The sequence below is a fragment of the Streptomyces sp. NPDC050528 genome, assembly GCF_044457795.1.
Lineage (GTDB): Bacteria > Actinomycetota > Actinomycetes > Streptomycetales > Streptomycetaceae > Streptomyces.
In genome coordinates this window covers 25,425-43,037 of sequence record NZ_JBITHH010000025.1, presented here as the reverse complement: position 1 = coordinate 43,037, position 17,613 = coordinate 25,425, and the positions used below count along the sequence as shown (strand labels likewise).

Genomic DNA, 17,613 nt, shown 5'->3' with positions numbered 1-17,613 from the left:
GACGCCTCCGAATCCTTCCCCCCACCGAAATATTTCGCGCGGTGCGACGGCAACCTCCCCCGCCCGGGCGGCGACTTGGGGACATGACCAACGCAAGACGCACCACGACGCACCGTCGCCGCTCCCCGCGCCGTATCGCCCGTAAGCCGCTCGCGGGCTCGCTCGCCGTCGCGGCCCTGCTCGGCGGTGCCTGGTACGCGACCGCGGCGACGAACGGCTCCGGGAGCGGCGACTCGGCCGCCGGGACGTCCACGACCGCCGCCGCGTCCGCATCCACCGGCGCCGGCGCGAAGGCCGCCGCGAACGGCACTCCGTCGGCTACGACGGCCACCTCTCCGACCGCCTCCGCGAAGACGTCCCCGAAGGCCGCCGCGAAGACCTCGACGGCCGCCAAGGCCGCGACCGGCACACTCACCCCGACCAGCACCACGGTGGCGCTCGCCGCCAAGTTCCCTTATTTGACGGCCGGTTACAACAACACCCGGCAGTGGACGCGTACGACCACGGCCGTTGCCCCCGACGGCACCCTGCGCGTGGCCTGGCCCGCCGCCGACGGCGTGCACGTGACCCCGCTCAACGCCGCCGGACTGCGCTCGGGCGCCGACACAATCGTCAAGGGCGCCAAGGAAGTCGGCGGTCTCGTCTCGCACAACGACGGCTTCGCGCTGCTCACCCGAGTCGCCGACACGAACAAGTGGAAGGAGACGGCCGCCGCGATCGTCCGCTACACCAACGGCAAGCAGACCTTCCTGACCAAGCTCACCGGCACCGCCTCCAACGACACCTCCCCCGGGCTCGACGGCCAATTCACCTGGAACGGCACCAAGTACGGCGCGTACTTCGTCGTGCACGGCGCGGGCGGCTTCGCGGACGGCCATTTCGGCGACAAGTTGGCGTACATCAGCGCCAAGGGCGCCAAGCTGAGCGGTGGTTGGAGCTGGGGCTGCAGCCACAACGAGGGCATCGCGCTGCACGCGGAGACCTCCGGCGCCTTCACCTCGCTGTGCTTCGACGACTGGCGCTCGGGCCTGTTCGTCTCCACCGGGATCGGCGCCCCGGACGTCGCGCCGGTCGTGCAGCGCGAACAGTGCTGGGCAGGGTACTGCGGTGGTACCTTCCCCGGCCGCACCGGTGACCTGGTGAAGTCGGCGACCGGCCGCTACGCCACCGCCTTCGCCTCCCGGGGTGCCGCCTCGGCCAAGAAGAACGCCGCCGACTCCAGCGGACGCGGCTGGACCGTCACCCCCAAGACGAGCACGCACCAGGTCGCCGTCGCCTTCATGGCGAACCGCAACTCCGGCCCCGGCAAGGCGATTTACCTCACCAGCGCGACCGGCACCGAGAACGTCAACGTGCACGTCGCCCCGTACGGCAAGGACCGCCTCCTCGTCTCCTGGGAGTCCCTGAAGGGCGCCAAGTGCGCCGCCGGCACCTGCACCGGCACCTTCACGGGCACCCACCTGCGTCTCATCGACTGGAACGGCAAGGCCCAGGGCGCGGACAAGGTGGTGACCGCCCGGATCAGCGGCGACATAGCGGTCCTGAAGAACGGCACCCTGACCTGGGCCTACGCCCCGGTGACCCCGACCTACGCGACCCCGCTCAACGGGGCGTCACCGACCACGACGACTCTCCGGATCGCCCGGCTGACTCCGTGAACCGGAACCCCACCCGCTTGCCGCCGGTCCACTGAACGGAGATGCCGTGATCCCCGTCGACCTCCACGGACACCAGTTCCGCGAGGGGACGGGGGTCCGGCTCCGCCGTGAGCCGGACCAGGGCGACGAACAGGGTGGGCCCGTCACCGACGACACCCTCGCCGTCCAACAGGCCGTGCAGGGAGGCGAGTTCGGCGGACGTCGACTCCTCCGCCTGCCACCCCGTGACCCGCACGGGCGTCCCCGCATTCGCGCCCACCACCAGATGGGCCCGCACCTCCACCGCCCCCTCGACCACCACCAGGCTGACCACGTGGGCGCCGTCAGCAGCCGTGTGCCGCGAAGCAGCCCACCCCTCCCCCACCCCCAACGGCACGATCCCCGTACGGCCCGGATCTCCGCCGACGATCACACTGTTGTCGTACGACGACGAGGGCGCCGTAACCGTCGAGTAGCCGAGACGCGTGTAGTACGGGTCGTAGCGGACGTCCTCGCTGCCGTGGTTGTGGAGGCGGACCAGACCGTCCGAACTGGTCGACTGGAGAAGCCAGTTGGCGGGAGCGATCGCAGTGACCGCGTCCTCGCGTTCCGCCGGGCCCGGTTCCTCCGCCGCCGTCCACACCTCGTGGTCCGGCGGGAGGAGCAGGCCGAGGAAGCCCTTGCTGGCCCAGTACGGGGACGCGGGGCCCGAATAGCCTTGCAGGAGCGCCTCGTTGGAGCCGTGCCAGCCCAGACTCAGCAGCCCCCGGTCGTCCACCGCGCCCCGGTCGAGGAAGTACTTCAGCGCCCCGGAGGCCAGTCGTCGCGTCTCCCCTGCCGCCAGCGGCGTACGACCCGTCAGCGCACCCAGCCACAGCGGAGTCGTCGTCGCGAAGCGATACGTCAACGACCGGCCCTGGAGCATCGGCGCGCCGTCGGCGCCGAACAGGCGGGCGTAGTCGGTGAGATGGCGTTCCAGGCGGCCGCCGTAGAGGTCGAGGAGTCGGGGGTCGTCGGCGAGCCAGGCGTGCAGGACCGGGTAGAGGTGCATCGCCCAGCCGTTGTAGTAGTCGAACTTGCGGCCGTCGCCGTCGGTGTACCAGCCGTCGCCGACATACCAGTCCTCGATGCGCGACAGGCCCCGGTCGACGGCCTTGCGGGACGTGTCGGGCTCGTGGCCGATCTCCTGGAGGAAGCCGCCCACGGTGACGGGGAACAACTCCCAGTTGCAGGGCCAGGGTTCGGCGGTGAGGGCGTCGGCGAGCCAGGCCGCCGCGCGTTGCCGTACGGGTTCGTCGAGGCGGTCCCAGAGGAGGGGGCGGGTCAGGCGCAGGGCGAGGGCGATGGAGGCCGACTCGACCAACGGCTGGCTGCGGTCCTCGATGCTCGGCCAGACGCCCGCGACTCCTGCCGCCAGGCCCTCCGCGTAGCGCTCCAGGGCCGTCTCGTCGCGGCGGAAGGCGGCCAGCAGCAGGGTGCGGGCGTAGCCCTCCAGGCCGTCGGAGAGCCTGCCGGACCAGCTGGTGTGGCTGCCGGGGAGGTGGTAGAGCGCACGATCCTCGGTCGCGTACGGCTCCACCGCCGCGAGGAGGGCGTCGGCGGCCGTCTCCCAGTGGGCCCGGGTGTAGCCGGTGCGGGGGCTCAACGCGCGGTCGTCGGCAGGGAGTTGCATCGGCTCGCTTTCACACGCACGGCGGGAGAGTGGAACCTGGGGCGCCCCGGTTCCGGTCGGAACGCCCCAGGGGTCTTTCGGGTCTCACCCCACTCGTACCCGGTCCTCCGGCAGCAGATGCCGGGCGACGAGTGCGTCGCGGACCAGGCCCGCGTACACGGTGGCCCCGTGCGCGGAAGTATGCGTGTTGTCCTTCTTCTCGTTGTAGAGGTAGAGGGCCTTGGAGCCTTCCACTCCCAGCGATTCCACCAGCGCCTTGGTCTGCGCCGTGAGGTCGATCAGCGTTACCCCCTCGGTCGCGGCGACCGAGCGGATGACACCCGGCAGGTCCACGCCGAGCCCGTTCACCAGCAGCGCGATGTCGTTGTTCAGTGTGCCGTCGGCATTGAACCAGCGTCGGACGATCGGTGTCACGAGCACCGGACGTCCTCCTCTGTCACGGATACCCGCAACGAGCGTTTCCAAATTCGCGCGATACGTGGCCTCGTCGGTCGTCTTGTCGTTGTGGGCGAGCTGGACGAGGACGAGGTCGCCGGGGTGGATCAGCGGCTGAACCGTCCCCCACAGCAAGGGATTCTCCAGGTAGGTGACCGTACTCTCCCCGGAATCCGCGTAGTTGGCGACGGACACGCCCTTCCGCAGGAACTGCGGGAGCTGTTGACCCCAACCCGAGTACGGGTCGCCCGGTTGGTCGCAGACCGTCGAGTCGCCGATCAGGAAGATCTGGCGGGCGTGGTGAGCGGGCTTGACGCTGATGTCCGCGAGGGCTGGGGCACTGCCGCCGAGCGTGAGGTCGAGGCCGGGGGTGCCGTCGGGGCCGGTCGGTTCGCCCTCCGGCGTACGGACGTTGACCGTGAAGCTGCGGATCACCGTTCGACCGGCGGCAGTTGCCGTCTCCGGGAGCAGGGAGCGCCGGGTCTCGCCCGTGACGGCCGTACTCGCGGCCGACTCTCCGCCGAGGCGGACCGTCACGTCGTAGGTGCCGGGCGGGACGTCGAAGTGGCAGGCGGTGGCGGTGCAGTTGGCGAGGCCGAGCGGGGGTGTGCGGTCGTGCGCCTGGGCGGGTGCGGTCGACAGGGCGGTGCTCAGGGTCAGTGCGGCCAGCAGGGCGATGTTGAAACGTCTCATGCGTGGCTCCTCCGTCCGACGACAAGGCCTGGCGGTGGACCGTACCGCTATGGACAAGCGCTTTCTAGACCTGCGTCAGATTTCGCTTCATCACCAACTCCAAGGCTGCGAAAGCCCTTTCGCGAAATCGATTCAACTGCCACCCTCCAAGCACCCGCACCCCCACCTCCCGAAGGAGGCACCCCCATGTCCGGCTCTGTGAACAGACCGGTTCGCCGCCGCACCTTCGTCCTCGGCGCAGCGGCCACGGCCGGTTCGGCGGCGCTCGCCGGGCCGCTCGCCGAGAGCGCGTCCGCCGCGAGCTTCGGCTACACCGACGACGGCTCGAACTACGTCGTCGACACCGGCGCCAGCCTGGTCTTCAAGGTCAGCAAGACGAACGGCGACCTGACCTCGCTGCTCTACAAGGGCACCGAGTACCAGGGCTACGGCGGCATGAACTCCCATGTCGAGTCCGGGCTCGGCGCGTCCACAGTGACGATCGCGCAGTCCGGTACGACGATCCTGATCTCCGTCACGCACGGCACGCTGAAGCACTACTACGCGGCCCGCAGCGGCGAGAACAACGTCTACCTGTGGACCAACAAGGCCGACACCTCGGTCAGCGCGACCCGCTACATCGTGCGCGTCAAGGCCGGCATGTTCCTCAACGACGAGCCGGATTCCTACACTTACGCGCCGACCACCATCGAGTCCGCCGACGTCTTCGAGAAGTCCGACGGCCAGACCCGCTCCAAGCACTACTCCAAGAAGCGGGTCATCGACTACGACTACATCGGCTGGACCACCGGCAGCGTCGGCCTGTGGGTCGTGCGCAGCAACCACGAAAAGGCGTCCGGCGGCCCGTTCTACCGCTCCCTGCTGCGCCACCAGAGCGCGGACGGCGGCGGGTTGTACGAGATCCTGTACTACGGCGAGAACCAGACGGAGGCACAGCGGTTCGGTCTCCAGGGCCCGTACGTCATCGCGCTCACGGACGGCGGCGCGCCCTCCTCGTCGCTCTACCACGCCAACCTCACGACCTCGTGGGCCGACGCGCTCGGCATCTCCGGTTATACGGCGGCGAGTTCGCGGGGCCGGGTCGCGGGCGTGGGCATCACCGGGCGGGACACGGCGTACGCGTACACGGTCGGGCTCGCCAACTCGGCCGCGCAGTACTGGGGTTCGGCGCGGGCCTCGGACGGCTACTTCTCCATCGCCGGAGTCCTGCCGGGGACGTACACGCTGACCGTCTTCAAGGGTGAACTCGCCGTCTACACCGGCTCGGTGGCGGTCACGGCGGGCGGCACGACGACGCTGAACAGCATCGCGATCCCGTCCTCGAACGACCCGTCCAACGCGAGCGCGATCTGGCGCATCGGCAACTGGGACGGTTCGCCGAGCGGGTTCAAGAACGCGGACCTGATGACGTACGCGCACCCCTCGGACGTACGGGCCGCGTCCTGGACCGGCAACGTCGTCATCGGCAGCGGGACCGAGACCTCGGCGTTCCCCTGCTATCTGTGGAAGGACGTCAACAGCGGCATCATCGTCTACTTCAAGCTGACGGCCGCCCAGTTGGCCGCCGCGCACACCCTGCGCATCGGGGTGACGACGGCGTACGCGAACGGCCGGCCGCAGGTCGTCGTCAACGACACCTGGACCTCGGCCGTCCCCTCGCCGCCGACCCAGCCGAGCACCCGGTCGCTGACCGTGGGCTCGTACCGGGGCAACAACAACACGTTCACGTACAGCGTTCCGGCGTCGGCCTGGCTCACTGACGCCAGTGCGTACAACACGCTGAAGATCTATGTGGCGAGCGGCTCGGGGACGACGTCGTTCCTGAGCGCGGGCACGTCGATCGACGCGATCGATCTGCTGGCCTAGAGGCGGCAACTCCCGGGCGGGGCGCGGCGACTTGAAGGCATGACAGAGCCGAACACGCACCGCCGCTCCCCCGCCCGGCGTCGAGCCGCCGCCGTGGCGACCGGTACCGCGGCCGCCCTCGGGCTGGTCGCGGTGTCGCTGGCGACCCAGGCGCGGGCCGCCACCGTCATCACCGTCGCCAAGGACGGTTCGGGCCGCTTCACCACCGTGCAGGCCGCCGTGAACGCGGCCGCCGCCGGTGACACCATCTCCGTCGCGAAGGGCACGTACACCGAGATCGTCAACGTGCCTGTGAGCAAAGCGGGGTTGACCATCCAGGGCGCCACCGGCAACGCCGAGGACGTCGTCATCACCTATGACCGGGCCGCCGGTTACACCGATGCCAGTGGCAACAAGTACGGGACGCTGGGCAGTTCGGTCGCGACGTTCTCGGCGACCGGGCTGACCGTCACCGGGATCACCGTCCAGAACACCTTCGACAAGTCGGCGCACCCCGACATCACGGACACGCAGGCCGTCGCGATCACCGCGCAGGGCGACCGGCAGACGTTCACCAACGACCGGTTCATCAGCCGCCAGGACACCGTCCTCAACTGGTCGCCGGCGTCGACCGGCCAGTACCGGCAGTACTTCTACTCGTCGTTCGTCTCCGGCGACGTCGACTTCATCTTCGGCAACGCCACCGCCGTTTACGACCGGGTCAACATCCAGCTGCGCAACTCGGGCGCGGCGGCGGGCGGCCTCAACGGCTTCCTCTCCGCGCCCAACACCAGCTCCGCGAAGACCTACGGCATCCTCGTCACCGGCAGCTCGATCAGCAGTTCTGCCGCTGCCAACACGTACTACCTGGGCCGCCCTTGGCACCCGTCGGCGGACGCGGTGGGTCAACTGGTCGTCCGGCAGACCTCGTTGCCCGCCGCCGTGAAGATCGCCGGTCCCTGGACGGACATGAGCGGCTACTCCTGGAAGAACGCCCGCTTCTTCGAGTACAAGAACACGGGCGCGGGCGCGACGGTGAACTCCAACCGCCCGCAGCTCACCGACTCCCAGGCCGCGAGCTACACGGCCCAGAAGTACCTGGCGGGCACGGACGGTTGGAACCCGGTCCGGTAACCGTGCGCTCAACTACCGCGCGTCCACTGCTGGTTGGTAGCCCCGCTGCACGTGTACGTGATGATCGCGGCGGAGTTGGCGGTGGACGCGCCCGACACGTCCAGGCACTCGCCGCTCGTCCTGGCCTTGACGAGGACGTAACTGCCGGACGTGGTCAGGCTCCACTGCTGGGCGGTGGCGCCGGTGCAGTTCTCCTGGGTGACGTTCGTCGCGTTCTCCTGGAGGCACAACGAGCTGCCCCGGCCCATGAGTTCGTAGTAGCCGGTGCCGAGGTCCTTGAACCACCACTTCTGGTTGGTGCCGCTGTTGCAGGTGTACTGGCTGATCGCGACGCCCTGCCACAGCGACTGGTTGGCAACGTCCGCGCACTTGGCGCTGTTCCTGGCGATGAGCGTGTTGTACGTCGCGCTGGTGCCGCTGATCGTGCCGGCCGCCGTGTCGATCGACACCTCCGGGTACCAGGACGCCATGGACATCGAGGTGGTGGTCGGGAAGGTCAACGGCAGCCAGACGTAACGGGAGTCGTTGACGGTACCGCCGAAGGAGTTGCCCCAGCGGTCGCCCATGTAGAGGTACGAGGTGCCCGAAGTCCCGCTGATCGGGAGGACGTAGGCGGTCTGCGAGTTGTATGCGGTCGAGTCGCCGACGTTGGTGAACGCCGTCCACGGGCCGGTGATGCTGGTCGCGGTGGCGTACTGCTGCTGGTTGGCGCTCCAGCCGGTGGCGGCCGAAGTCAGCATGAAGTAGACGCCGTTGCGCTTGAAGAGGGCGGGTGCCTCGCGGTGTCCGCCGACCCACGGGTTGGCGACCAGGCTGTCGATGGCGGTGTAGTCGGCGGTGAGTTTGTAGATGTGCAGGTCGTAGTTCTCGTTGGCGGCGGAGACCATGTAGGCGGTGCCGTCGGTGTCGACGAACGTCGTGATGTCCCGGGACATGTTGTCGCCGAGCGGCTGGAAGCTGCCCTGGTAGGTGTAACTCCCGTCCACGGTCGAGGAGACGGCGACGGCGGCCTTGGCCTCGCTGTAGTCGACGCCGTTCTCCTTGTGCATCCACATCACGAACTTGCCGGTGGACGCGTTGTAGATGACCTTCGGCCGCTCGATGTAGGCGGTGCCCAGCTCGGAGGCGCTGGACTGGGTCAGGACGTGGTTGCGGAACTCCCAGTTCTTCAGGTCGGTGGAGCGGTAGGCGTCCACGTACTTGAAGGTGTTGTCTGCGTTGCGGTCCTCGCCGAACCAGTAGTAGTAGCTGCCGACCTTGATCACCCCGCCGCCGTGCGCGTGCACGGCGTTGCCCGAAGTGTCCGTGAACTGAACGCCGTTGGTGATGGTCTGGGCGGCGGCCTGGGCCGGTCCGGCGGTCACCAGGGCCGCGGCGAGCGCGCAGCACAGGGCGACGAGGATTGCGTACACACGTCTCATCTGACGCCTCTCGGAGGTGGGGGGAGAGCGGGAAACAGTGGGGGGTTCGAGGTACGACTCAGGGATTGGTTCGGGATTTCGTACGTCATCTGTAATCACGAACGCCGAAAAGGTAAGGGTGTGTTACGGGAAGGTCAACGGGTCGCGCGTGACAAAGACGGCCGCGAAATTTCTGTTATCGCCGCCGCCGGCGCCCGTCTCCAGTGACGTGCGCAGCCATACCCACAAGACCTCAGCCGCCGTAGGCGCCCTCGCGACCGTCGCCCTCCTGGTCGGCGCTCCCCCCGCCTCGGCCGCCGGCACCCGTGACGCGACCGCCGACGTCCTCGCGGACCGCGACGTCACGCTCACCGGCGACACGGTGGTCACCGTGCCGTCCGGGACGACGACGTACGACGGTGTGTTCCGCGGCCAGGGCACGCTGACCATTCGCGGCGGCGGCACGCTGATCCTCACCAAGGACAGCGACTTCACGCTCCCCGCGTCCCGGCAGCGGCAGAAGGTGACCACCCAGGGCGGCAACCACCCGTACACCACGGTCAGCAACCCGGACCCGCCCGCGATCACGGTCGCCGGCGGCACAACTCTCCAGTACGGCACGGGTGGTGGGACCGGTCTGATCGGCCACTTCCCGTACAGCACGCCTGGCTACCAGCTGAATCAGCTCAACGTCCGGGTCGACGGCACCCTGCGCCTCTCCCTGACCCGCACCTTCAACATCGGCACGATCAGCGGCTCGGGCCTGGTCACCCAGCCGCGCAACATGTGGGGCACCCTCGACCTAGCCGGAACTCACCCTTTTTCAGGGGTGATTGACAACGGCACCGGCACGGCGGCGGGCCGCCCCGAGTACCCGGTCGCGCTCCCCAACGCCCGCGCGATCCTCAACCAGGGCTCCTGGATCATCGACACCCCGCTGTACCAGACGATCACCCTGCGCCAGAACTTCTACCAGCGCGAGTACGGCAGCGACGTCAACGTCCACTCGCGCCCCGGCAGCAAGGTGGTCCTCACGGGCCAGTACAGCTACAGCGACCAGGGCGGCGACACCAACCCCTCACTCAGCAACTCCGACCTCAACTGGCGCGCGATAGCCCACCAGTTGAACAAGCGCGGCACCAACATCGAGGGCGCGAATGTCCAGTGGGGCGACGGCACCACCCACCGGATCTTCATGCCGGGCACCAAGGACACCGTCTACATCAACCTCCACGCGGCGAGCGGGGTCCGGTCCAAACTGACCTTCGACTACGACGGTCCGGTCACCCTGGGTGCGCCGATCGGCGGCGGCAGGTACCACGACACGCTGGCCGCGCCCGGCGCCGGGGACATCGTGATCGCGGGGACGCGCGGGAACGACGTGACGTTCGCGGCGCCGCAGTACTACGACGGTTCCACGACCGTGGAGAAGGGGGCGGTGCTGCGGCTGGGGTCCGGGAAGCCGGGCGGCGACGGCGGGCTGCTGACCGGCACGGAGCAGCGGCGGATCGTCGACGACGGCACCCTCGTGCTGCGCAATACGGCACTCGCCGTCCAGTTGTCGCATCTCGGCGGCAAGGGGTCCCTCGTCCAGTCCGGCGCCGCGACGACCACGCTGACGGGCGCGGCGGTGACGTACACGGGGACGACGACGGTCTCGAAGGGCACGCTGGCGTTGAGGTCGGGCGCAACTCTCGCCCGCAGCAAGGCGATTCGGCTCACGGCGGCGGGTGCGCGGCTGGACGCGGGCACGGCGGGCCTGCGTGTGTCGACGGAACTAACCGGTGTGGGCACGGTGAAGGGTTCGGTGACGAACCACAGCGTGGTGACCACCGGGCTCACCGTGACCGGCGCCTACACGCAGAGCGCGAAGGGCGAACTGGTCCTGCGCGACAAGCCGTTGAAGGTGGGGGGCAAAGTCGGCCTGGCGGGCGACCTGGACCTCTCGGCCGCCGGCACGCACCCCGCCCGGACCATCACGATCCTCAACCACACGGGCAAGGCCTCAACGACGGGCACATTCAAGGGACTTCGCGAGGGCACCAAGCTGAAGCTCGCCAGCACGACGTACCGCATCACCTACCGAGGCGGCGACGGCAACGACGTAGTCCTGACCACCGTCACCGCGACCAGCCCCTCCCCCAACTCCCACCCCACGTCCTCACCGGGGACGACGATCACCGAGGCCCGCACAACGAACACCGCCCGCACCGACGGCTTCGGCTGGTGGCCCTACGCCCTCGGACTCGGCCTACTGGGCGGCCTGTTGGTCCCGGCGACGAAGCGCACGCGGGGTGGCGGCAGGCGCGGGGGCGGAAGGCACGCGGCTTAGACGCCGGTTCGGCAACCCCCTAGGGGCGCGGGGAACTGCGCGACCAGCCACGACGGCGCCGCACCAAAACGACAACACATCGCGGCACAACCACCGTCGTACCTACCGACCACTAGGCGCCTCCGGAAACCCCACCTGCGGGGCCAACGCCCGCGCCTCAGCAGCCCACCCCGCGAGAAAGCCAAGGGCCAACCCCCGCTCCCGGTACCGAAGTTCCGCAGAGACCGCACGCTCACCGCCATAGTCCCGCTGTATCTCGCCCGCACGGGCAAGCATCGCGGCGGTGAGCCAGTCGTACTTCACGACAGAGGCACACACCCCAAGCCGTACGAGCCGTTCGTCGACCCGGCTGCCCGACTCCCGCAAACCATGCAGATACGCGTCGTAGGCCCGCGCCGCGTACCCCGGCAGGTCGCCGGCCGGGACGAACAGGTCGAAGACGGAGTCGGGAAGGTAGTTGCCGAGGTCCTCACCGAGCGCACCGTCACCGGCGAAGGCCCAGTCGAACAGGACGCTGCCCCGGCCCTGAGAACGGACATTCGCGGGCCACTGGTCGAGATGGCTGAAGACGCGCGGCAGCGCCTCCATGACGTCCAGAAACCACTCCCGGTCGTGGTGCAGCCGAACCATCTCGTGGCGCAGCCCGGTGGGGAAATGGTCCCGGACCAGGGGCTGTTGCCAGGCCTCGTCGTCATCGAGGAGTTCCTCGCCGAGCGTGTTGCTGCCGACGTACTGGCGCAGAAAGCGGCGAGTGAACCACGGTTCGTCGGGGACGGATACAGCCGCCTGCGCCGCACCGAGGCGGCGGGCGTGCTCGACGTGCCGGGCCAGCGGCCAGCCCGTGCCCGGCTCGCCCCGCACATGCTCCAGCCACAACGCCACGTCCCCGTCGGCCCGTTGAACCCGGGCGAGCAGCCGAGGCGCGCGGATCCCGTACGGCTGCCAGCTCTGCGCGAGCCCGGAGTCGTAGACATGCGCCTCACGCAGCCAGTAGTTCCAGTGGCGGGGGTCGTCGGAGGCGGCCCAGCGGGCGGTGGTGTCCTTGCTGCGGGTGAGGACCTTGAGGACGGCCAAACGGTCGCCCGCGGTGATGACCCAGACGCCCGCGGTTACGCCGTTCTTGGCATTGTGGGTGAGCGTCGCCGCGCCGACCGATCCGGCGGAGTGACCCAGGACGTCGCGCGCTTCGGCCCCCGTGGCCACGATGTCGAGCATGCGGGCAAGGCTAGCGCCCCTCAGAAATCCCCTAGGCGTCCAGATTCCGGGCATACCGTTCGCCAGCTGGACGCGGCCCCGGCTCCACCGCCGTATCGACTAGCGTCGAGACATGACCAGCGACACCGCTCCCCTCCTCGCCGATGCCCTCGCCGCCGGGACCCTCGTCCTCGACGGCGGGCTGTCCAACCAGCTCGGGGCGGCCGGGCACGACCTGAGCGACGAGCTGTGGTCGGCGCGGCTGCTCGCCGACCAGCCCGAGGCGATCACCGAAGCCCACCTCGCGTACTACGAGGCGGGCGCCGACGTGGCGATCACCTCCAGTTACCAGGCCACCTTCGAGGGCTTCGCGAAGCGCGGGATCAAGCACGACCGGGCGGCCGAACTCATCGCCCTGAGCGTGGAGTTGGCCATCGACGCGGCGGTCGAGGCGGGACGGCGCGGCATCGAGCGGCCGCTCTACGTGGCGGCCTCGGTCGGACCGTACGGCGCGATGCTCGCGGACGGCTCCGAGTACCGGGGCCGGTACGGGCTGAGCGTGGCCGAGCTGGAGGCCTTCCACCGGCCCCGCCTGGAGGTGCTGGATGTCGTCGGGCCCGACGTGCTGGCCTTCGAGACGATCCCCGACACCGACGAGGCCGAGGCGCTGTTGCGGGCGGTGCGCGGACTGCGGACGCCCGCCTGGCTGTCGTACTCGATCGCGGGTGACCGCACCCGCGCCGGGCAGCCGCTGGAGGAGGCGTTCGCGCCGGCCGCCGAAGCGGACGAGATCATCGCGGTCGGCGTCAATTGCAGCGCCCCGGAGGATGTCGAGGGCGCGGTCGAGATCGCGGCCCGTGTCACCGGCAAGCCCGTCGTCGTCTACCCCAACAGCGGTGAGACCTGGGACGCCAACGCCCGTGCGTGGACGGGCAGTTCCACCTTCACCGCCGAGCAGGTCGAGGGCTGGCGGGCGTCCGGCGCGCGGCTGATCGGGGGGTGCTGCCGGGTGGGGCCGGAAGCCATCGCGTCCATCTCGCGAACGCTCACACACTGACCGCCGCGATCGAGTCCCGCACCACCACATGCGTGCCCAGCAACAGGTGCTCGTCCGGTGACTCCGGTGTGCGGCCCAGCGCGGTGCGTACGGCGAGGCGGCCCAGTTCCTCGTAGGGGACATGGACCGTGGTCAGGGCCGGGTGCAGGTCTCGGGCGAAGGGGATGTCGTCGTAACCGGCCAGGGACACGTCACCGGGGACGTCCAGGCCCGCCTCGTGCAGCGCGGTGAGCGCGCCCGCGGCGACCATGTCGGTGGCGGCGACCACGGCCGTGAACTCCAGTTTCCGGCTCAGCGCGTGGCGCATCAGGCGGTGGCCCGAGTCGCGGGTGAAGTCGCCGTGGAGGAGGAGGTCCGGGTCGGGTTCGAGACCTCGGGCGCGGTGCGCGGCGAGGTAACCGCGTTCACGGCCCTGCGCGGTCGCGTGGTCCGGCTTGCCGCCGAGGAACAGGACGCGCTGGTGGCCCTGGGCCAGGACGTGCGCGACGAGGGCGTAGGCGCCGCCTTCGTTGTCGTACTCGATGACCGTGACCGGTGCGCCCGGGCCGAGCGGCGGCCGCCCGCAGAGCACGAGCCGCGAGCCCGCCGCGGCCAGTGAGTCGGCGATACGGCGGGTGCGCTCGCGGTACTCGGGGGTGTCCGCGGTGCCGCCGACGAGGATCACGGCGGCGGTGCGCTGGGCGCGCATGGTCTCGATGAAGTCCAGTTCGCGCTGGATGTCGCCCTCGGTGCTGCACACCAGGCACAGGTGGCCGAGCCGGGTCGCCTCGCGTTCCACGCCGTGTGCCATCAGCGCGAACGACGGTCCCGTGATGTCCTCCAGGACGAACGCGAGGGTCGGCGTCCCGACGCCGGCGACGGCCTTGGCGCGCGCGTCGGCGACGTAGTCCAGTTCGCGTACGGCCCGCAGCACGCGCGTGCGGGTCGCCGTGCTCACCGGGTACTCGCCGCCGAGCACCCGCGACACCGTGGATGCGGACACCCCGGCACGGGCCGCCACGTCCCGGATGGTGCTCCCGCTCGCGTCCTGGCTCTTCCTGGTCATGTACCGCCTCGCCCCTCCCCTGGGCCGCCGCGTACCCCCTCGGGGCCTGTGGCAACACTCCGGCAACCGGTTCCCTGCGCGGAGAGTAGCAGTGGGCGAGGGGCTGGAGGAGGGGCGTGCGTCGGCCAATTCACCTACGTCAGCACGGCAGTTGTCGGCAGTTGTCCGCGGTCGCCGTTGGGCAACCGGTTTCTGTCCCCTACGCCCCCTCACGACGACCGCCGCACATCCCCCGTCCGCCGCAGCCGCCGCACGACCGACCGCAGCTCGGTGGCGCTCCGCACGGGCGGAGCACCCGCACCCTCCCCCTCGACCGGAGCCACCGCTTCCTTCGCCTTCGCCACGGCGTCGGCCGCCCACAGGGCGAACTCGGGGTCGCGCGGCCCGTGCGCGACATACGGCTCGCCTTCTCCGAAGATCCGTACCGGATGCGTGTCGTCCCAGGCCTGCCACCCGGGGTCGCCGTCCACCGCGAACCGCACCCACGCCCCGTGCATCGCGTCGGCCAGGTCCTGCGGCGCACCCTGGCCGGCGAGTTTGGCGGACTCGGGGATCTCGCCCGTGTCGAAGACGAAGCCGAGTTCGAGGGCGTGGCAGGAGCCGAGGTCGGGGCGGTTGGAGGGCCAGGCGAACTCGTAGACGTGGGCGGTGCCGGGGCGGGCGTCGGCGAGGCGGTGCAGGGGGTAGCGCAGGAGGTGGTCGGTGACGAGCTGGCCGACGGTCTCGGCGGTGCCGGCGCCGGGGTGCAGGGCGCGGTAGCCGCGCGGGACCTCGACCCCGCAGTGGCAGCGGGCCATCGCACCGGCCAGGGCGACCGCGCCGAGCCGGTCGACACGTTCGTGGAGGCCGCCTGGGACCAGCCACAGCCGGTACTCGTCGCGGGTCCAGCCGAGCATCAGGTCGACGCCCCGCGCCACCTCGCCGTCCACCAGCGCTTCCAGCGGATCGCGGGGCACGAGGTCGCCGTCGATGACGATCCCGAACGTAGGCCCGCCGAGCACCGGACTGCTGAGTTTGCCCACGTCGGCCTGGGTGCGGAGCAGCACCTCGCGGTCTACGGCCGCGAAGGCCTCGGCGGTGGCGGGGATCTTCAGCCGGGTCGCCATCCGGCGCACCATCCGCCGTACCTTGTCGCGGTCGAAGGCCTCCGGGGGCCCGCTCTGCAGCACGGCCCGACGGACCAGCCCCTGGGCCTGCGGGGCGGCGAGCAGTGCGCCGATGCTGATCGCGCCGGCGGACTGTCCGAAGAGGGTGATCCGGTCGGGGTCGCCGCCGAACGCCGCGATCGACTCGTGCACCCAGCGCAGCGCGGCGAGCTGGTCGCGCAGGCCGGGGTTGGCGGGGGCGTCCGGGAAGAGGCCGTAACCCTCCACGCCCAGGCGGTAGTTGACGGAGACCATGACGACGCCGTCGCGGGCGAAGGAGTGTCCGTCGTAGACGGGGACGGCCGACGAACCCCGGGTGAGCGCGCCGCCGTGCAGCCACACCATGACCGGCAGCCGGGCGCCGGGGCCGGGTTCCGGGGTCCAGACGTTGAGGTTGAGGCAGTCGTCGCCGGGGACGATGGGGTCGGAGAGCAGTTTCGCGAAAGCTTCGGAGTACGGCGGTTTCGGCGCGGTCGGGCCGAAGTCGAGCGCGTCGCGGACCCCGGTCCAGGGCTCGGGCGGGACGGGCGGGCGGAAGCGCCGGGGTCCGATGGGGGGTGCCGCGTAGGGGATGCCCCGGAAGACCGCGATCCCGTTCTCGTACCGGCCGCGCACCAACCCGTAGGGGGTGGCGACCACGGGGTTCAGTTGCTCTGCCCTCATCTGCCCACCAGCTCCTCGTCGCGCTCGTGAACCATGTTCATCAGAGCATCACATCGCGCCCGGCTATTCCGGCGGACGAACTCCGCTGGACGGGTCATGCCGCGCGGAATCACCTGCTTCCGGTCCCGGAACCGATCGAAATATTTCCGCGCTCGGGGTCCCTTCTCACCGATTGACCCCCGCTCCACGGCAGATCTACGGTAGAAGACGTTTTCAGAAAACGTTTCCTACTCCGTACGGGAGGGTCATGCTCAGCGCCCAGCCGCCGAGGGCCGTGTTCGCCATGGATCCGGTGCACCTGCCCCTGCTCTTCCCCTCCCCCCTGATGGACCGGCTCCGGCAGACGGCCGTGATCGAACCAGGGCTCGTCGTACGGGACTTCGGCGCACCCGAGGCCGCCCGGGCCCTGGCCGAAGCCGAGGTCCTGATCACCGGGTGGGGCTGTCCGCACCTCGACGCCGACGCGCTGGCGGCGGCACCCCGGCTGCGCACCGTGCTGCACGCGGCGGGTTCGGTCCGTTCGCTGGTCGGCGAGGCCCTGTGGGAACGCGGGGTAACCGTCTCCAGCGCGGTCACCGGCAACGCGCTCCCGGTCGCCGAGTACACCCTCGCGATGATCCTGCTGGCCGGGAAGGACACCTTCGCCCAGCGGGACCGCTTCCGGCACACGCACACGTACCCGACGCCCGCCGAGACCGCGCCGATCGGCAACCTCGGCCGCCGGATCGGCGTCATCGGCGCCTCCCGGGTGGGCCGCCGACTGCTGGAGCTGCTGCGGCCGTACGACTTCGAGGTCCTGCTGCACGACCCCTACGTCAGCGTCTCCGAGGCCGCCGCGCTCGGGGCCGAACTCCTGCCGCTGGACGACCTGTTGAGCCGTAGCGACATCGTGAGTCTGCACGCCCCGGACATCCCCGAGACCCAGCGCATGCTGGACCGGGGGCGGCTCGCGCTCATCCGGGACGGCGGGGTGCTGATCAACACCTCACGGGGCGCCCTGATCGACCACGAGGCCCTGACCGACGAGCTGTTGTCGGGCCGGCTGACCGCGATCCTCGACGTCACCGAACCCGAGCCGTTGCCTCCCTCTTCCCCGCTGTACCAGTTGCCGAACGTCTTCCTCACCCCGCACATCGCGGGCTCCCTCGGCAACGAGCTGGCGCGCCTCGGCGGCATCGTCGTCGACGAGCTGGAACGCCTGGCCGCGGGCCTGCCACCGGCCCACGAGGTACGGCACGCGGACCTGGCCCGTGTCGCCTGATCCGCGCCGTCCACAGGCCTCCGCACCGGGAACGACCTTGGGATACGGTTTCCGGACCGGCGCCGGAGCGGGCCCCAGGGCGCCCGGTGGAAACACGGTC

The 17,613-nt window shown here is 70.2% G+C and carries 12 protein-coding genes; 6 read left to right on the top strand and 6 right to left on the bottom strand.

Going from position 1 to position 17,613, the window contains the following annotated elements; genetic code table 11:
* Nucleotides 1–83: 83 nt before the first annotated feature.
* A complete protein-coding gene (locus tag ACIBK4_RS49700; RefSeq protein ID WP_399006676.1) occupies nt 84–1,658 on the top strand; it encodes a hypothetical protein in 1,575 nt (524 codons plus the stop codon).
* Here ACIBK4_RS49700 and ACIBK4_RS49695 read toward each other — a convergent pair.
* The gene (locus ACIBK4_RS49695; RefSeq protein ID WP_399006674.1) at nt 1,603–3,309 is read right to left on the bottom strand and encodes a DUF2264 domain-containing protein; all 1,707 of its coding nucleotides are present in this window, start codon (nt 3,307–3,309) and stop codon (nt 1,603–1,605) included. The genes ACIBK4_RS49700 and ACIBK4_RS49695 overlap by 56 nt on opposite strands.
* An 84-nt stretch (nt 3,310–3,393) precedes the next feature.
* Complete coding sequence (locus tag ACIBK4_RS49690; RefSeq protein WP_399006672.1) at nt 3,394–4,437, bottom strand: rhamnogalacturonan acetylesterase; 1,044 nt, start codon at nt 4,435–4,437, stop codon at nt 3,394–3,396.
* 186 nt (nt 4,438–4,623) lie between these two features.
* Here ACIBK4_RS49690 and ACIBK4_RS49685 point away from each other — a divergent pair, with 186 nt between their 5' ends.
* Together ACIBK4_RS49685 and ACIBK4_RS49680 are read left to right on the top strand one after the other, a co-directional pair.
* A complete protein-coding gene (locus ACIBK4_RS49685; protein WP_399006670.1) occupies nt 4,624–6,303 on the top strand; it encodes a rhamnogalacturonan lyase B N-terminal domain-containing protein in 1,680 nt (559 codons plus the stop codon).
* A 39-nt stretch (nt 6,304–6,342) separates the two neighbouring features.
* Entirely contained in the window at nt 6,343–7,416 is a 1,074-nt protein-coding gene (locus ACIBK4_RS49680) for a pectinesterase family protein (RefSeq protein WP_399006668.1), read from the top strand.
* Between the two features lie 8 nt (nt 7,417–7,424).
* Here ACIBK4_RS49680 and ACIBK4_RS49675 read toward each other — a convergent pair whose 3' ends face one another.
* Nucleotides 7,425–8,837: an RICIN domain-containing protein gene (locus tag ACIBK4_RS49675; RefSeq protein ID WP_399006666.1), complete on the bottom strand. Its 1,413-nt coding sequence runs from the start codon at nt 8,835–8,837 to the stop codon at nt 7,425–7,427.
* 208 nt (nt 8,838–9,045) lie between these two features.
* Here ACIBK4_RS49675 and ACIBK4_RS49670 point away from each other — a divergent pair, with 208 nt between their 5' ends.
* Nucleotides 9,046–11,148, top strand: a complete 2,103-nt coding sequence (locus ACIBK4_RS49670; RefSeq protein ID WP_399006664.1) for an autotransporter — start codon at nt 9,046–9,048, stop codon at nt 11,146–11,148.
* 102 nt (nt 11,149–11,250) lie between these two features.
* On the opposite strand, the gene ACIBK4_RS49665 is transcribed toward ACIBK4_RS49670, so the two are convergent.
* A complete protein-coding gene (locus ACIBK4_RS49665) occupies nt 11,251–12,363 on the bottom strand; it encodes an aminoglycoside phosphotransferase (protein WP_399006662.1) in 1,113 nt (370 codons plus the stop codon).
* A 112-nt stretch (nt 12,364–12,475) separates the two neighbouring features.
* Here ACIBK4_RS49665 and mmuM point away from each other — a divergent pair, with 112 nt between their 5' ends.
* A complete protein-coding gene (gene mmuM / locus ACIBK4_RS49660; RefSeq protein WP_399006660.1) occupies nt 12,476–13,399 on the top strand; it encodes a homocysteine S-methyltransferase in 924 nt (307 codons plus the stop codon).
* Here mmuM and ACIBK4_RS49655 read toward each other — a convergent pair.
* Both ACIBK4_RS49655 and ACIBK4_RS49650 read right to left on the bottom strand, forming a co-directional pair.
* On the bottom strand, nt 13,389–14,444 hold the full coding sequence (locus ACIBK4_RS49655; protein ID WP_399006658.1) for a LacI family DNA-binding transcriptional regulator: 1,056 nt from the start codon (nt 14,442–14,444) through the stop codon (nt 13,389–13,391). The two genes, mmuM and ACIBK4_RS49655, sit on opposite strands and share 11 nt — an antisense overlap.
* Before the next feature lie 209 nt (nt 14,445–14,653).
* Nucleotides 14,654–16,252: a carboxylesterase/lipase family protein gene (locus ACIBK4_RS49650; protein ID WP_399006656.1), complete on the bottom strand. Its 1,599-nt coding sequence runs from the start codon at nt 16,250–16,252 to the stop codon at nt 14,654–14,656.
* Nucleotides 16,253–16,499: 247 nt separating this feature from the next.
* Between ACIBK4_RS49650 and ACIBK4_RS49645 the strand changes: the two genes are divergently transcribed.
* The gene (locus ACIBK4_RS49645; RefSeq protein ID WP_399006654.1) at nt 16,500–17,513 is read left to right on the top strand and encodes a hydroxyacid dehydrogenase; all 1,014 of its coding nucleotides are present in this window, start codon (nt 16,500–16,502) and stop codon (nt 17,511–17,513) included.
* Nucleotides 17,514–17,613 lie beyond the last annotated feature (100 nt).

Bases quoted from the DNA above. Each gene is read 5' to 3' on its own strand.
- ACIBK4_RS49700 (WP_399006676.1), top strand. From the start codon at position 84: ATGACCAACGCAAGACGCACCACGACGCACCGTCGCCGCTCCCCGCGC.
- ACIBK4_RS49695 (WP_399006674.1), bottom strand. From the start codon at position 3,309: ATGCAACTCCCTGCCGACGACCGCGCGTTGAGCCCCCGCACCGGCTAC.
- ACIBK4_RS49690 (WP_399006672.1), bottom strand. From the start codon at position 4,437: ATGAGACGTTTCAACATCGCCCTGCTGGCCGCACTGACCCTGAGCACC.
- ACIBK4_RS49685 (WP_399006670.1), top strand. From the start codon at position 4,624: ATGTCCGGCTCTGTGAACAGACCGGTTCGCCGCCGCACCTTCGTCCTC.
- ACIBK4_RS49680 (WP_399006668.1), top strand. From the start codon at position 6,343: ATGACAGAGCCGAACACGCACCGCCGCTCCCCCGCCCGGCGTCGAGCC.
- ACIBK4_RS49675 (WP_399006666.1), bottom strand. From the start codon at position 8,837: ATGAGACGTGTGTACGCAATCCTCGTCGCCCTGTGCTGCGCGCTCGCC.
- ACIBK4_RS49665 (WP_399006662.1), bottom strand. From the start codon at position 12,363: ATGCTCGACATCGTGGCCACGGGGGCCGAAGCGCGCGACGTCCTGGGT.
- mmuM (WP_399006660.1), top strand. From the start codon at position 12,476: ATGACCAGCGACACCGCTCCCCTCCTCGCCGATGCCCTCGCCGCCGGG.
- ACIBK4_RS49655 (WP_399006658.1), bottom strand. From the start codon at position 14,444: ATGACCAGGAAGAGCCAGGACGCGAGCGGGAGCACCATCCGGGACGTG.
- ACIBK4_RS49650 (WP_399006656.1), bottom strand. From the start codon at position 16,252: ATGAGGGCAGAGCAACTGAACCCCGTGGTCGCCACCCCCTACGGGTTG.
- ACIBK4_RS49645 (WP_399006654.1), top strand. From the start codon at position 16,500: ATGCTCAGCGCCCAGCCGCCGAGGGCCGTGTTCGCCATGGATCCGGTG.